General features: G+C 42.6%; 12 protein-coding genes and 1 tRNA gene. 2 read left to right on the forward strand and 11 right to left on the reverse strand.

The features are described from left to right. Positions 1-3: 3 nt before the first annotated feature. The 7 genes from Q6344_09765 to Q6344_09795 form a co-directional block, all read right to left on the reverse strand. Complete coding sequence (locus tag Q6344_09765) at positions 4-1,125, reverse strand: cation diffusion facilitator family transporter (protein ID WLG12893.1); 1,122 nt, start codon at positions 1,123-1,125, stop codon at positions 4-6. Between the two features lie 106 nt (positions 1,126-1,231). After that, entirely contained in the window at positions 1,232-1,777 is a 546-nt protein-coding gene (locus Q6344_09770) for an acyl-CoA thioesterase (GenBank protein ID WLG12894.1), read from the reverse strand. 126 nt (positions 1,778-1,903) lie between these two features. Beyond that, positions 1,904-2,314: a DUF2177 family protein gene (locus Q6344_09775; GenBank protein WLG12895.1), complete on the reverse strand. Its 411-nt coding sequence runs from the start codon at positions 2,312-2,314 to the stop codon at positions 1,904-1,906. A 101-nt stretch (positions 2,315-2,415) separates the two neighbouring features. After that, positions 2,416-3,909, reverse strand: coding sequence for a cyclopropane-fatty-acyl-phospholipid synthase family protein (locus Q6344_09780; protein ID WLG12896.1), 1,494 nt, complete (start codon positions 3,907-3,909; stop codon positions 2,416-2,418). 83 nt (positions 3,910-3,992) lie between these two features. Beyond that, a complete protein-coding gene (locus tag Q6344_09785) occupies positions 3,993-4,973 on the reverse strand; it encodes a DUF1365 family protein (GenBank protein ID WLG12897.1) in 981 nt (326 codons plus the stop codon). A 41-nt stretch (positions 4,974-5,014) separates the two neighbouring features. Next, positions 5,015-6,781: an FAD-dependent oxidoreductase gene (locus Q6344_09790; protein WLG12898.1), complete on the reverse strand. Its 1,767-nt coding sequence runs from the start codon at positions 6,779-6,781 to the stop codon at positions 5,015-5,017. Positions 6,782-6,838: 57 nt separating this feature from the next. Then, the gene (locus Q6344_09795; protein WLG12899.1) at positions 6,839-7,576 is read right to left on the reverse strand and encodes an SDR family NAD(P)-dependent oxidoreductase; all 738 of its coding nucleotides are present in this window, start codon (positions 7,574-7,576) and stop codon (positions 6,839-6,841) included. A gap of 541 nt (positions 7,577-8,117) precedes the next feature. Here Q6344_09795 and Q6344_09800 point away from each other — a divergent pair. Together Q6344_09800 and Q6344_09805 are read left to right on the forward strand one after the other, a co-directional pair. Continuing rightward, a complete protein-coding gene (locus tag Q6344_09800; protein ID WLG12900.1) occupies positions 8,118-9,320 on the forward strand; it encodes a pyridoxal phosphate-dependent aminotransferase in 1,203 nt (400 codons plus the stop codon). Positions 9,321-9,607: 287 nt separating this feature from the next. Next, a tRNA-Asn gene (locus Q6344_09805) sits at positions 9,608-9,683 on the forward strand. A gap of 259 nt (positions 9,684-9,942) precedes the next feature. Here Q6344_09805 and icmH read toward each other — a convergent pair. The 4 genes from icmH to Q6344_09825 form a co-directional block, all read right to left on the reverse strand. Beyond that, positions 9,943-10,755, reverse strand: coding sequence for a type IVB secretion system protein IcmH/DotU (icmH, locus tag Q6344_09810; GenBank protein ID WLG12901.1), 813 nt, complete (start codon positions 10,753-10,755; stop codon positions 9,943-9,945). Between the two features lie 114 nt (positions 10,756-10,869). Next, positions 10,870-12,216 (reverse strand): type VI secretion system baseplate subunit TssK, encoded by a 1,347-nt coding sequence (gene tssK / locus Q6344_09815; GenBank protein WLG12902.1) that lies wholly within the window; start codon positions 12,214-12,216, stop codon positions 10,870-10,872. A gap of 9 nt (positions 12,217-12,225) precedes the next feature. Next, a complete protein-coding gene (locus Q6344_09820) occupies positions 12,226-12,912 on the reverse strand; it encodes a hypothetical protein (GenBank protein ID WLG12903.1) in 687 nt (228 codons plus the stop codon). A 31-nt stretch (positions 12,913-12,943) separates the two neighbouring features. Beyond that, the gene (locus tag Q6344_09825) at positions 12,944-13,993 is read right to left on the reverse strand and encodes a M15 family metallopeptidase (GenBank protein ID WLG12904.1); all 1,050 of its coding nucleotides are present in this window, start codon (positions 13,991-13,993) and stop codon (positions 12,944-12,946) included. Between the last annotated feature and the right edge of the window lie 401 nt (positions 13,994-14,394).

Raw genomic sequence — 14,394 nt, forward strand, 5'->3', positions numbered from 1 at the left:
TTATCAGGCATCTTGATTATAACTATTGGGTAAGCTCAAAGTTTCAGCATTGGGTACAGATAATGTCAGGATAGCTTCCTGAAATAAAGGATTGGCACGGAACTGACTTTCAATAATTTCGAATTTTTGGGCAATCTCTTTTTCTTTTTGATTACCAGCGATATCGACTGCCGCCACCATAAATATCTTTTTGGGTCCCACCCACTCCAAATGTAAGTACGATACACTATCGATATCTGGATGATTGAGTAACTCGGTCAATGCATAGCCATGTATCCTCTCTGATACTTTATAACCGACCAAAAAGTCACGGTTACGGCTAATTAAAAAGATGGCTACCGCACCCAATAATATTCCGACAATGATAGAGCCGAGCGCATCCCAAAACGGCTGTCCCGTATAAGCATGCATACCCATGGCAGCAGCAGCGACAACCAAGCCAATGACAGCTGCCAAGTCTTCAAAGAATACACCACGTAAAGTTGGGTTTGACGTATCGACCACATAACCAATGGCACTAACATTTATCGCTTCACCATGCTTTTTGCTTTGTAAATAAGCTTGCCCTAACGAAAACCCTTCGAGCATAAACGCAATCGCCAATACAATAAAACCGATGGTATAGTTGGTCTCGCTTTCCGCAGCATTCCACTCGGTGATACCGGTATAAATGGAGACAATCGAACCTGCCATAAAGACACCAAAAGCGGCAATCATCGACCAGACATAAGCTTCTTTACCATAGCCAAGGGGATGGCTTTCATCAGCAGGTTTGATCGCCTTTTTCTCGGCGACAATTAATAAAGTACCGTTACCTGCATCTGCCCACGAATGCGCTGACTCTGCGATCATAGAAGCAGAGCCCGTCATAAATGCTGCAACCGTTTTGGCAATCGCAATGATAATGTTGGCTCCAACGGCAATTAATACCGTTACCAATGAAGCGGAATGTTGCTGGTCTTTATTGGTGGTCGACTTAGCAGAATCGTCTAATACAGAGTGGGAATTACCATCAGAAGTGGCGTCTTTAATGAGCGTGCCAGCACCCCTAGCACGGCTATTATGCGGCGCTGGCTGATGAGAAATAGGAGTATGTGACTCGGCTTCCGATGGTTTTAAGCTCATAATAATCTCGATATAGGCCTTTTGAACGCAGATATATATATATTTAACCAGATCAATAGACCGTATATTGAAAGCATTTTAACTGACTATACAGGGTCTATTCATCTTAACGATCATGAGAATTAGCCAGCTCACCAACCATATCCCCGATATCACAACTGGGTCGATGTGAGCTTTCCAGACGCAGGTTTTTACGCTCTAGTGCGGCATCAGCGCGGCATTGCTGCATGGGATTTTTGATATCAAGTGGCGGCGCAGGTGTGGGCTTGCCATTATCATCGATAGCGACCATCGTAAAATAGCAGCTGTTGGTATGGCGTACGGTACGGGCTCGTACGTCTTCTGCTTCGACGCGAATGCCGACCTCCATCGAAGTATTCCCCACATAATTAACACTTGCCGCAAAGGTGACCAATTCGCCAACATATATAGGCTCACGAAACATCACTTGGTCGACAGACAGCGTCACCACATAATTGCCGCTATAGCGACTGGCGCAAGCGTAAGCAACTTGATCAAGCATCTTAAGCAAATCACCACCATGCACATTGCCAATAAAATTCGCCATATCAGGCGTCATGAGTATCGACATATATAGCTCATGATTTAATGGGGCTTTCTTGGCAGTTGAGCTGGTATTGTATTGCGGCATAAAAATCCTTGAATGATTTAGGGCGTGTTGATAGTAAGTATCATTTATACAGCAGCGCACAAGAGAGCACAAACGGCACTCTGTCATTGAATGGTCTAGGTTATGTAAATTTTGAACTATTTAACTTTAGCTCAACCAATGAAAACGATAAGCAAGCCAAGCGACAATGGCGCTCACTGAACCTGTCAAGATACCGCCCCAAGCAAAATCAACCAACGCTGTATCCAGTGTAAAACCTTTGTACAACGCTAAACTGGTAAAGTCATAAGTACCGTAAGCCATCAGCCCTATTAGGCCACCAAGCAAGAATATATGACCAATCGAAGCGCCTGCTTTGATTTGTGGATATAAAATCAAGACACAGAGAGCCAGTAGATAAAACATATAGAACACGCCAGCAGCAATCATGTTTGGCTCATCGGCAAGCAGATGCCCGATACGCTTTTCATAAAATAAGCCAGTCATAGTCTTGAGCCAAACTGCGTCAATACCCAAAAATATAAGCACAGCAGCCAGATATATAAATACATAACCCATAACCACATCCTTTTAATTAGCGTTTTTTAATCCCAGCTTGTTTCCAGCATCGCTTGTTAAGTCAGTGCTTGTTAAGACACTGCCTATTGAAACGCAACTTGTTAAGACGCTATGTTTCGTTTGGAGGCGTCTTGGCCATCACTGTTGGCATTACCGCTTTCATGAGAATTCATAATATCGTGAATCAGGCGGCTGCTTTGCTCATCGGTGAGGGTGTCATGAGAAGACAAATCAGAGAAATGCATCACATCAATATTATCCGGCTTCACTGCGGTCAACTGCACCACGCCGATGGTGCGCTCTAAAAACCCACCTTCACAGTAACAAAAGTAAAAATCCCACAAGCGAATAAAGGCATCATCATAACCAAGACCCTTAATTTCTTCACGCTGTGCCATGAACGCTGCACGCCAGTCGCGCAAGGTATGAGCATAGTCAAAACCGTAATCATGTAGCTGCTTGATGACCATGTCGGTTTGTTCCGTAAACTGTGTATTTAGCTCTTGATTAGACAGCAAACAACCACCAGGGAAAATGTGCGTTTGGATAAAATCGACTGAATTAACATAATCTTGGTAGTTTTGATCGTTAAAAGTAATCGCTTGCAGCACCATCAGCCCTGTGGGTTTAAGCAAGCTATTACATTTGGTAAAAAACGTCGGTAAGTACTCGTGCCCAACGGCTTCAATCATCTCGATACTGACTAGCTTGTCGTACTGCCCTGTCAGCTCACGATAATCTTGCTTCAGCAGGGTGATTTTATCAGACAGTCCTGCCGCATCGACTCGGCGCTGCGCCTCGTCATACTGGGCGTCAGAGATGGTCGTCGTCGTTATGTGACAGCCATAATGTGTGGCGGCATAAATAGCAAAACCGCCCCACCCTGTGCCAATTTCTATCACATGATCATCAGGCGTCAATTGTAATCGCTGGCAAATGAGCGCCAGTTTATGCTGCTGCGCTGCGCTCAGTGATACATCAGGCGTACGATAGACTGCTGCTGAATACATCATCGTATCGTCCAAAAACCGCTGATACATATCATTGCCCAAGTCATAATGCGCTAAAATATTGGACTTGGCACCAGACTGATCATTACTGCGCAGCCGATGCTTCGCTTTTTCAAACGCCTTACTCACACCTGCAAAGCGATTTTCTAACTTATTCAACACCGCCAAGTTACGCGCTGCTAACCGAATCAGCCCGGTCAAATCGTCCGTATCCCACTCACCATTAATATAGCTGTCTGCTAGCGCAATAGAGCCGCCAAGCAACAACTGCCGATAGACAGTAGGATCATGAATCATCAAGGTGACGTGTAGTGAATGGCGACCCACTGCCGAACTGCTCGCGACACTATCGGATACTTTACCAAAGCTGACGGTATTAGGTGCTTGCTCATCGAATGCTCCGACTATAGTCAAGCTACCAAACTGGATATGCGCTAATGCGCGAAAGATGAATTTTCTTGCCAATTGATTCATTCCCGCACTGACGGGCTGAAAAATGGCGCTCTCATTGACGACCTTACTCATCTGTGCGGTCAATTTTCCTAATGTCGAAACGGGTGCTCGGTCGGTTGGTCGTGCTGACATCGTATATTCATCCTTGTTTAAATGCTCTATGCTTAAGCGTTAAGCTGATAAATTTCTTTGGCTGATCGTTAGCCCTTAAACTATCAAAGAATATCTTTTTGAGTCGGTGCTTTGTTCTGTTGGCTATCGGCCAGTTTTTCATCATAATGAATATAAGGCACTTTTTTAATCGCATAAAGCTTGAAAGCATGCCAATAAATACGGGTTACAGAGGTCATGTTCATTAGCGGATTTTTTCGCAAGCTGTTGCGAATCGTTGTGGCGGTCATTAGAACGCCAGCCATTTTTATACCCGTTTTTAATATCTCACCGCGCTCATCGCTGATATCGATAGCAATACGAACTTGCAAGCAATTATCCGGCTGCTTTTTTACCTTAACCTGCCAACGATATAGCTGGTCGATCGGGTTAAAAGGTGAGACATGAAAATCTTTATTATGACAAAATTCAGTATTCGCGCCATTGAGTGTAAACCCATAATAATGGCGCTTATCCCACGGTGTATTAGAGACTTCAGCCAATAAATGGGACGGTATCTGCTGCTCATCGAAACCTAAATAAAAGTTGACTGGACTAAAATATATACCCGCATTGCGGCAAACGAGCATTCCAATAATATCGCCTGTTGGCGCACTACCCGTTTGCTCAGTAAACGCTTGGTTTAAGCGGTGATTAAGTGCTTGAACAGAATTTGAACGACAATTATCCTGCTTATCACTCATTGAGCAATTACTTAGGCTATTTGACTTTTGTAAAGGTAGACCTTGTAAGTAATCATCAGGACAAAACTGCTGCAAGGCTTTTTTCTTTGCTGAAAATAATGGCAATCCTTTGACCAGCCGTCCTTTTGAAAGCAACTTTTTTAAAAGCTTATTTTTGCTACTAATACCTGTACTTACCTCAGGAAGCTCCAGCCCTTTAGCCAATGTGCTGATATTGATGCCCCAATAACGGTATGGATACGCAAATTTATGCACACTTGGCAGTAACCGACTGTGCCAAGTCGTCCCATGGAATAACTGATGGGGTAACAGCTTATTAGGCGTGTCGGTTTCAATAGACATAGCACTCTCTTCAATAGTGTTCGTTGATCTCACGACCAAAATCACTGCACGTTATGACGACCAAATAAGCGACGCTTTCGCTTTGGTTCATCATTTTTAACAGTCGGTTGTAAACGTTCAATGTACTCAATCAGCTCCTGATTGGTAAGCGCCGTGACCACCTCACGCTTATTAAGTGTGCGCAATTTGGTATCTGCCTTTACCGGCAGGTCTTTATAACGAAACGGCGTATGTGCGCTCTCGGCATCAGGCAGATGAGTCGGATCAACCTCGTCTTTTATGGCAATATCATGACCGAGCGCCTGGCAGACACGTAGACCGCTACGTACACCATCTTCATGAAAACCATTAAACCAATAGGCACCGCAAAAATGTGTGTGTGTGTGCATGCCGTTACCAGAGATACTCGACCATCTGCTTTGCGCCTTAATCATCGCTTTATCAAACACAGGATGGCTATAATCGATGCGCTTAATGACGTGCTTATCGTCAATATTTTCATGAACGGTTTCTGGATTCAGCGTAACCAAATAATTGTGTTTTTTGGTCAGGCGTTGCAGAATATTCATGTGATAAGTCAGCACTGGTTTTGCTGATATTTGCGCTTTTTTAGTATGGTTTTCAGTAGCTGATTGTCCTGATTGTCGCGCAGTTTTATTTGCGAGATTCTCATCAATCAGATAATTCCAGCTGGCCCACGCCAATGGCTTGTTCGGTAGGACACTGATATCGGTATGCAGTACGGCGGTATTTTTGGTAAAGCGAAAATGACTGAGTACCTCATGTTCATCCTTACTGGCATCTTCTAAAATTTTGAGCGCGGTGTCTGCATGACAAGCAAAGATAACTTCGTCAAATACCAATTTTTCGTTTAAGCTTTCGATATTGTTGTCAGTAATACTTTTATTTTTAACCGTCAATAATACTTGCTCACCATCGCGAACCACAGACTGTACGGGACTGTTTACTCTCACCTTACCGCCCGCTTTGATGAAGCGTGGAATTAACTTATTGACGTACTGTTTTGAGCCACCTTTGATCGTAAACCACTGCGGACGATTAACTACATCGAGCAAGCCGTGATTGTCAAAGAACTGTGCAAAAAACACCAGTGGGAAGTCTTGTACTTCATGCAGACTGGTTGACCAAATGGCAGAAACCATTGGCAGAAAATAATTGTCTATAAACAGCTTGCCATAGCTTTTTTCTGTGAGATAGCTGCCCAGTGTTTGCTCAGTAAAAATGCTAACATCTTGCCCTTTAGCACGTGCCATTTCATAGTCTTGGCGTAGCTGCTTGATATGCTTATTAAACTGTAAAATATCTTTGATAAATTGCCAAAACTTTGGATTGAAAACATTCTTACGCTGCGACAATAAAGTATTGAGCGTGTGACCATTGTATTCAAAATGGCGCGCTGTATTCTTTACCGAAAAGCTCATGTCAGTCGATTGAAATGGCACTTGCAGCTCATGCAGTAGCCGAAAGAAATTGGGATAAGTACGCTCATTGAAGACGATAAAGCCAGTATCTATGGCACTGTTTTCCACATTGCTGCTCTTTGCTTTTTTGCCGTCTTGTAGCGCCACATCGATGGTATTTACATGCCCGCCAATATAATCATTAGCCTCGAACACTGTCACTTCATGTTGCGCCACCAGATAATGAGCGCAAGTCAATCCTGATACACCTGAGCCAATGATAGCAATACGTTTTTTAGCTTGAGGGTTAGTCGTCTGTTTTGAGAGGCTGCTGGCTTCATGGGAGACTGTCTCTAGGTTCTTACGTTTACGGCGGTTAAACAGCATTGATGCGTTCCTTTCCATATTTTTAGTAATTTATTTTTTGCAATTTTTCAATATAAGCTATTTTTTATTAATTTTTTCACTGACTTGCTGCCACACCAAATCTGGCAACGTCCCCAATACCTTTAGCGGTAAAGTGAGCTTTTTGGGAAATTCAATCACATCGTGGCCACTCGCGATACCATCACGAATCGCTTTGCTTGCCTGCGCTGTTGTTTGGATAAAGGGCATGGGAAAATCGTTTTGCTTAGTCATTGGCGTCTCGACAAAACCAGGCACGACCAAACTTACCGACACATCATGCGGTGCAAGGCTAATTTGCAAAGTTTTCATTAGGTAATGGATGGCAGCCTTTGAGCTGCCATAAGCTTCGGCACGAGCAAACGGCACATAAGCAGATGCTGAACCAATGCCCACCAGACGACCTTTTGAGGCGATTAGCTTTGGCAATATCCCTTCGATAGCATGTGACAACGTACCCATATTTACCGACATCACTTTCATAAACGAGGCGCTATCGAAGTTTGGCATGTCCAAATATTCGCACATGCCAGCGCCACAAATCGCCAAATCAACCTCTTCAATTTTTCCAAAAGCGTCGATAACTTTATCCCGATCCATGAGATCTAAGTCAACCGTTTCTGCGCCTAACGACTCAAGCTCAGCCAATGCGCTATCGTCTCGACCAACGGCATAGACATGATGACCTTCTAGTAGATAGTCTTTTGCCAATTGATTGCCAATACCAGACGTCGCGCCAGTAATAAGTATATGTAATTTCTTAGTAGAGTCAGTCATCGTAAACGTCCTTTTATTTGTGCTGATAGTACGAAACTTACCATGCATTAAGGTGTCAAATACTTGCTTATCATCTTTAGTCAGCTGATGGCATTAACCTTTTTTTATTAAGGTATCATCCATTTTATTTATTAAATCTAAACAATCATAGCGCAAGACTATCGATTTATTGTTGTGGTTTCGCAATCAATGCGTCTCTTAATTGACTGAACCTGTCTACTCTCACGCACTGGAAAAATTGCTCTTAGGTCTGTCGTTTTATGTTACTAGCCTTATAAGACAGCCTAATTACGGCATGCTACAATACTAAAAATCAAAAATATATTTGAATTAAAGGGCTGATTAGTCAACGTATTTATCATGAAAATATCCAACCTGTTGAAAGCGCTTGTCTTTATTAACGGTTATTTATTTTCAAAAATCAACTTCCCTTCCGACAGTTTTTGAAACTGCCTGATATCGTGTCCTAATGACACCTCAAACGTTATACAATTAATGATAGTGCTTCACCAATCCCACTCCACTATAAAAAGGATCTCTCATGAGCGAATTGCAACTCTCTGACCGCGTCAACAACATCAAGCCATCGCCTACGCTAGCGATTACCAATAAAGCCAAAGAGCTAAAAGCCGCTGGTAAAAACATAATCGGTCTGGGTGCGGGTGAACCTGATTTTGATACGCCAGAGCACATCAAAAAAGCAGCAATCGATGCCATTAATGACGGTTTTACCAAATACACCGCTGTCGATGGTACGCCAGAGCTCAAAAAAGCCATCATTGAGAAGTTCAAACGTGATAACAACATCAGCTATGAGCCCAATGAAATCCTAGTATCGGTCGGTGGTAAACAATCATTTTTTAATCTTGCGCAAGCCTTTATCAATCCAGGTGATGAAGTCATCATTCCGGCACCTTACTGGGTCAGCTATCCTGACATGGTCATCATTGCAGAAGGTGTGCCAGTCATCGTCAAATGCCCTGCTGAGCAAGATTTCAAAATCACCGCTGAGCAGTTAGAAGACGCCATCACTGACAAAACTAAAATGCTGGTACTAAACAGCCCCTCTAACCCAACAGGTATGATTTACACGTTGGATGAGCTAAAAGCCATCGCTGAAGTGCTGAAAAAGCACCCACAAGTTTATGTTGTGTCAGATGACATGTATGAGCACATCCGCTGGACGGGCGATAAGTTCTACAATATTTTGAATGCCGCACCTGAGCTAAAAGAGCGGGCGATCATTTTAAATGGCGTGTCAAAAGCATATGCGATGACTGGCTGGCGTATTGGTTACGCTGGTGGCCCTGCCAAGCTGATTGGGGCGATGAAAAAAGTACAATCACAGTCAACCTCATGCCCAACATCGATCAGCCAAGTGGCTGCCGAAGCCGCTATTAGTGGCGATCAAAGCGTGCTCACGCCGATGGTAGAAGCCTTTGAGAAGCGTTGTGATCTAGTCGTTGATGGTTTGAACGCGATTAAAGGTATTACCTGCCTGCGTCCTGATGGCGCTTTCTACGTATATCCTGACATCAAACCACTCATCAAAGCTGCTGGTCTGTCATCATGTACTGAATTTTCAGCATGGTTGTTAGAGAAGGTTGGCGTAGCAGTGGTGCCTGGTGACGCCTTTGGTCTTGGTGGCTATATGCGCATCTCTTACGCGACTGATGAAGCAACGCTAAAAGATGCCTTATCACGTATCGAAAAAGCGGTGGCTGATCTAGACGTTGCTGAATAATAAATAAACAGCCACTGTCTTAAAATTACTACGCTTAGACATGCGCTTATAAAAAAGACGCCACCTATCCTCTATGTGGCGTCTTTTTTACTTATCTCACAATTGGGAGTTTTTTTTGCAAAAAACCTCGAAAAATGCCTTATCTCCTTATTAAAATAATTATCTTTGATAATTATGCAAAAAAGGCTTGACGTATTTTTTATTTTTGCTAGAATACGCCCCACTTAGCAAGAACTCGTTAGAGACTTCTAAGGCTCGTTGTAAGGTTTTAAACACTTGCAGCTTATTCTCCAATAGCTCAGTTGGTAGAGCAACGGACTGTTAATCCGTGTGTCCCTGGTTCGAGCCCAGGTTGGAGAGCCACATTTTAGTTGTAAATTTCTTGAATTATCTTTAATTCAATTATGGCATTTGCCAAAACCCTCATCTCTTTGATGAGGGTTTTTTTATGGCTGCTATTTTTATTGGCATGAAGAAACTTATATAAAACTCAGTAGAAAAATAAGTAGCCAACGGTCTAACAATCATTACCTTGCTGTCCTAACGGTTTTTATTTCAGCACAACGTACGCAGCTGAAATAAAAACTGTTAAAAAAGTTAGCATTTAAAGTAAGGAAAATAATTAAGGTAGAAAAATTGAGATATGAGCTTGCTCTTTGTTTTCTTGAATCACATTGTCGTATGCTGACAGCTGCTCATTCGAGAAACTATTGGTAAACTGCCACATGGTAGCAAATATTGCGGTCAACAACACTGCCATGACCGTGAGTATGACCCATAGTGGCGTTTCGCTCGTGAGCGTGTGTTTGATTTGGTCCGGTATCGCCCAAAATGGCGAAAACTCGTTCTTATTACCTCGTAGATGCTCAATTTCATCCCCTAAGCGTGAGATAAGATAACGAATTTTCTCTGGCGCCTCTAAACGATACTTCCCTTGAAAACCAAGTAGCATCGCATAGTGATAGACTTCCAGAGCAGGCAGACGTCTCTCTCCTTGCTCGCGTAGCCCATCTAAACGCTCAAAGAACTCATTACCAGCAATTTGTGAGCCAAATAAATCCAACTGCAAAGGATTTAGCTCCCAAGCATCTTTGAGAGTTTGAAACTCTGGCTCTTGCGATGTCATGATGGTCTCATCAATCAACGCACAATACGCATACTTAGCTTCATGGATATCTTCTGACAGAAATCCTTTTTTGCGCGCATTCATCTCGAATTTATCTAAAAAATCATATATTTTTTGACGAAATTGACGCGGCTCAGTGCTGAAATAATGATTACGCAATAAAAATACCAAGTAAAAGCCGTCATACATGATGTCTACTAGCGACTGACTACTGATACGCTTATCTAGACCAGTTGCTGAGACCTTTGAAGCCACCTCGCCTGAATCTAACAACGAAGGTGCAGAACCCATTGAATTATTCCCTGACATGATTATTCCTAATGCTTATTATTTCAAATACTATTGAGGGCGTGTCCTCAAAATGAGGACGCGCCCTAGTGCATACTCATCTTGCAACCTCAGCACCTCTAGAGACAAAAAGAATTACTGTACGATAGCCATCAGCTCTATTTTTAAATCATCAAAGCCATTGGGTACATAAATACAGATAGATTCAGATTTGAGCATTTCGTCATATAGCTCGCCTACCGGTTCGATGGTGAAGTAGCTAAAGCCTGGTCTCACTGGTATCGCACTGGGTACTTGGCTGACATGTGAAATAGAAGAGCCTGGCAGCGCTGACAACACACGTTTCTCTACTGAGTCAGGCGTCGCAATTTTAAATCGGCGTGGTACGATGTCGATGAGCTCGTGCATCGGCAATGATGAGCTAACAGACAGATACAGCTGTGAGCCACGCGTGATCTTGTCACTACTTAGCTCACCTGTATAATAAGATGGCTTATTCTGACGCAATGGAATCGAGATAAAGTTACTGGCAATGACAGTATTGAGTAGCTCACGAATAATCAAAATGATACTAACAAATGAGTCATTGGCATTATCGTGATTATAAGAAGGTAAGTCGCCCACCTTATATAATGAGCTAAAAGTAGCCAATTGGCTGGCGACATTTAATAATGCTTCATAAAGGCGTTCTGGATGTAGTTTGGCATTATTATATAAATGACTGAGCTGAGAGTATGCGGTATTTAGCGTATGCAATAGCCAAAAAGAGGCAATATCCGAGGAGCGAAACTCCAGTAAGTCATTGTTTGACTGACGATGATGGTCATACAGCGACGTAGACTTGGTATTAATCATCGTCATCAAACGATATACGTGACCAATAAGCGCAGGGTTACTCGTAATATGCACACTTGGGACGATATAATCATCATCGACTTGATAGACGCCTTGAGTGGTACGCACGAGCTTGGCTACCAATAAGGACACGGTATCTTGGCTAGGCGCTTGCGCAGAATGACTTAATTGCAAACTTGGCGACAGTTTAATCACGTCAATGACTGCTTCAGCCGCTTGGCTATATAGGTCTTGTGCCTCAATAGCACCCCTTACATAGCGTGCTGGATTGTCACTACGATCCGTCTGTATATTGCTGCCGCCACTATGGACAATCTCTAAACTCAAGAATACGAAAACTTCATCGCCATTGTCTTGGGTATCTAAGGTAATGGCTTTCGGTAAGGTGTCGGTACGAGGCGCATGATATATCGTGCCATCTGGCAATACCGCATAAATACTTTGAAAACTTAGTAAATTGCTTTCCAAAAGTTGCTTATCAATCTGAACATCAGATACTCCATAAGCATAAGGATGCACCAGCATCATACTCAAAGCTCGTTGCGAGTCATGATAAGTGTCTTGAATCTGAAAATGTTGGGGTCGCAAAAACAACCCTTCTCCCCATAATACCCTGTGTTTACTCAAGACAATCTCCTAAGAACAGCTGACTAGTGGCTGCTGATAATATTTAAGTTTGGTAGTAAATGTAGGTGCCAGAGCTGGGTCAACACCCTCAGTAATGCTGACATCGCATCCACCAATATTGATCGCCAGTGGCGTATCAAAATTGAGACTGGCAAGTGGGATAAGAAACTGTGAGCGCTTTTTGGTATATTTCAGCCCCACTTTAATAGCGATAAAGCGCGCGTCTTGTGGAATGTTCACGGTCAGACTGCTCTCACGATTTGGAATAATACTGATCTCTTTGGCAGCCAGCGCTTCAATATCCGTAAACTGGCTCTCTTCTTCCAAAAATGCGATATAGGCAGTACTTGCTGTGCCTACTTTGGTACGTCCTGCATTGGCATTAGTGGTGGGTTTAATATTTAGAGTAATCTGCTGACGCTTTAATTTTTCTTGCAATGCTTGCTGCTCAGCACTCATAGTCGCTAGCTGCTGTTGCTGCAGCTCTAGCTGTGCTTTTAAACTTTGCAAATCAGCACTATTTTTGCCATTATCAACGATATGGCTCATGGCATCTATAGTAGGAGGCTCGCCTGCCAATGCCGATACCTTGTCATTTGACTTGCTCAACTTATCAGTGCTGCATCCGGCGATCGCCCCACTTAGCAAGCAAGTAGCGGCGATTAATGATACTGGCAATGTCATACATTTATTCATACTTTCAGTTTACCTTAGCTTTTTATTATCATTATTGACTGGTCAAAATCTCAGCCATTTCTGGGCGACCGAGCACGCCTTTTTTGCGCAGCTCGACATGCCCAAGATCCATCATACGCCAATCACCACCCCACACAAGTCCGGCAGATTTGGCTACTTTACCATATAATTTATAGCCTCGCATTGCCCAAGGATCCTTTTCGCTTATGACAATTTTACCATTTCTGATAAAGGCGCTATCGCCCGCCAAACCAAACTGATGATAGCTCTTGTATGATCCTGCCTTCGTTACATGAGTGCCTTTTTTCAATAGTCTTGCTTGCCTTGCAGGGCTACGATAGCCTTCTAGCAGCACCATGTCATAGCCATATTGGTCACTCATTACTTTATACACAGTCAACAGCCGTTGAACAAAATCCGAGTTCATTTTTTGCCAATTACGGTCAGCATTTTTGATATTGATATGACCATTGTTTAGATGTGCAGCCAACATGTCACCTGAATAGCCAGTGCTATGATCTTGAGTGTTTAAGTCAGACAAATCAGGCTCAGGGAGCATTAGCGGTCTATCAATCTGAGGTATATTTGTCTGATTATTTGGCCAATACCCTTCCTCTGTCTTGTCAGCTTGGTAGCTTGCAATCTCAGCTTCTAGTTCAGCAAACAGCTCCTCTGGCGGAGGCGACGGCGGACGCAGACGCTCTCCTATAAGTAGTTGACTGATTTGCAAATTTGTCGTGCTAGCCACGGTATCGTTGGTATGATAAACCTCCAGAGAATGATTGGTAATCAGGGCATAACACAATCCAACCGTTGCCATGACAATCAAAAAAGACAATGCCGATATCACTGGAATACGAGAAACATCTATATCTGAAATAAAACGAATAAACTGCTTGATACGATAATCAAATGCTTTCTTTGGTGTCTTTATTGATGGACGCTTGAATTTTAGGCTAGACAATCGATGAAAAAACACCATTACTTTATCTAATAGTCGCCCACATAGCTGCCGATCAAAAAGCATGACCATCATGAGGATAGAGAGCAATGTAAAGACCGATACAGTCAAGTAAATCATAGGCAAGCGTCAGCGACAGTTGAGACGATAAAAACAAAATAATAATAAACAGGCGTTGATAATTACGATTTCGTCAGTATTATATAGACAAATCATCTCCTTTTAAAATAAAGCTAACTTAATTACACTAATTTTTATTTATTTCTATCCATTAGCTTATCTATAGACAGCTTAAAAATACCATTTCATTATAAAAATTCACTTAATAATGCTTAGAAGGCTTACTGGTTATCGATTTTATAGTTTAACGACATTTTCAAAGCGACTCCTATCATTACAACCGAATCATAAATAAGACAAATAAAGTTAACTAGCATAGTAAAAACAAGCTTATAGATATCATAAAATTTGGATCGCAAAGCTTGTCTACATGGTAATAATCATAATAACAACCCAACAAA

Origin of the sequence: Psychrobacter cibarius, assembly GCA_030686115.1 — a bacterium.
Taxonomy (GTDB): domain Bacteria; phylum Pseudomonadota; class Gammaproteobacteria; order Pseudomonadales; family Moraxellaceae; genus Psychrobacter; species Psychrobacter cibarius_C.

Coding starts and splice junctions, on each gene's coding strand:
- Q6344_09790 (WLG12898.1), bottom strand. CDS start 6,781: ATGCTGTTTAACCGCCGTAAACGTAAGAACCTAGAGACAGTCTCCCAT.
- icmH (WLG12901.1), bottom strand. CDS start 10,755: ATGTCAGGGAATAATTCAATGGGTTCTGCACCTTCGTTGTTAGATTCA.
- Q6344_09795 (WLG12899.1), bottom strand. CDS start 7,576: ATGACTGACTCTACTAAGAAATTACATATACTTATTACTGGCGCGACG.
- Q6344_09780 (WLG12896.1), bottom strand. CDS start 3,909: ATGTCAGCACGACCAACCGACCGAGCACCCGTTTCGACATTAGGAAAA.
- Q6344_09765 (WLG12893.1), bottom strand. CDS start 1,125: ATGAGCTTAAAACCATCGGAAGCCGAGTCACATACTCCTATTTCTCAT.
- Q6344_09770 (WLG12894.1), bottom strand. CDS start 1,777: ATGCCGCAATACAATACCAGCTCAACTGCCAAGAAAGCCCCATTAAAT.
- Q6344_09775 (WLG12895.1), bottom strand. CDS start 2,314: ATGGGTTATGTATTTATATATCTGGCTGCTGTGCTTATATTTTTGGGT.
- Q6344_09820 (WLG12903.1), bottom strand. CDS start 12,912: ATGAATAAATGTATGACATTGCCAGTATCATTAATCGCCGCTACTTGC.
- Q6344_09825 (WLG12904.1), bottom strand. CDS start 13,993: ATGATTTACTTGACTGTATCGGTCTTTACATTGCTCTCTATCCTCATG.
- Q6344_09800 (WLG12900.1), top strand. CDS start 8,118: ATGAGCGAATTGCAACTCTCTGACCGCGTCAACAACATCAAGCCATCG.
- Q6344_09785 (WLG12897.1), bottom strand. CDS start 4,973: ATGTCTATTGAAACCGACACGCCTAATAAGCTGTTACCCCATCAGTTA.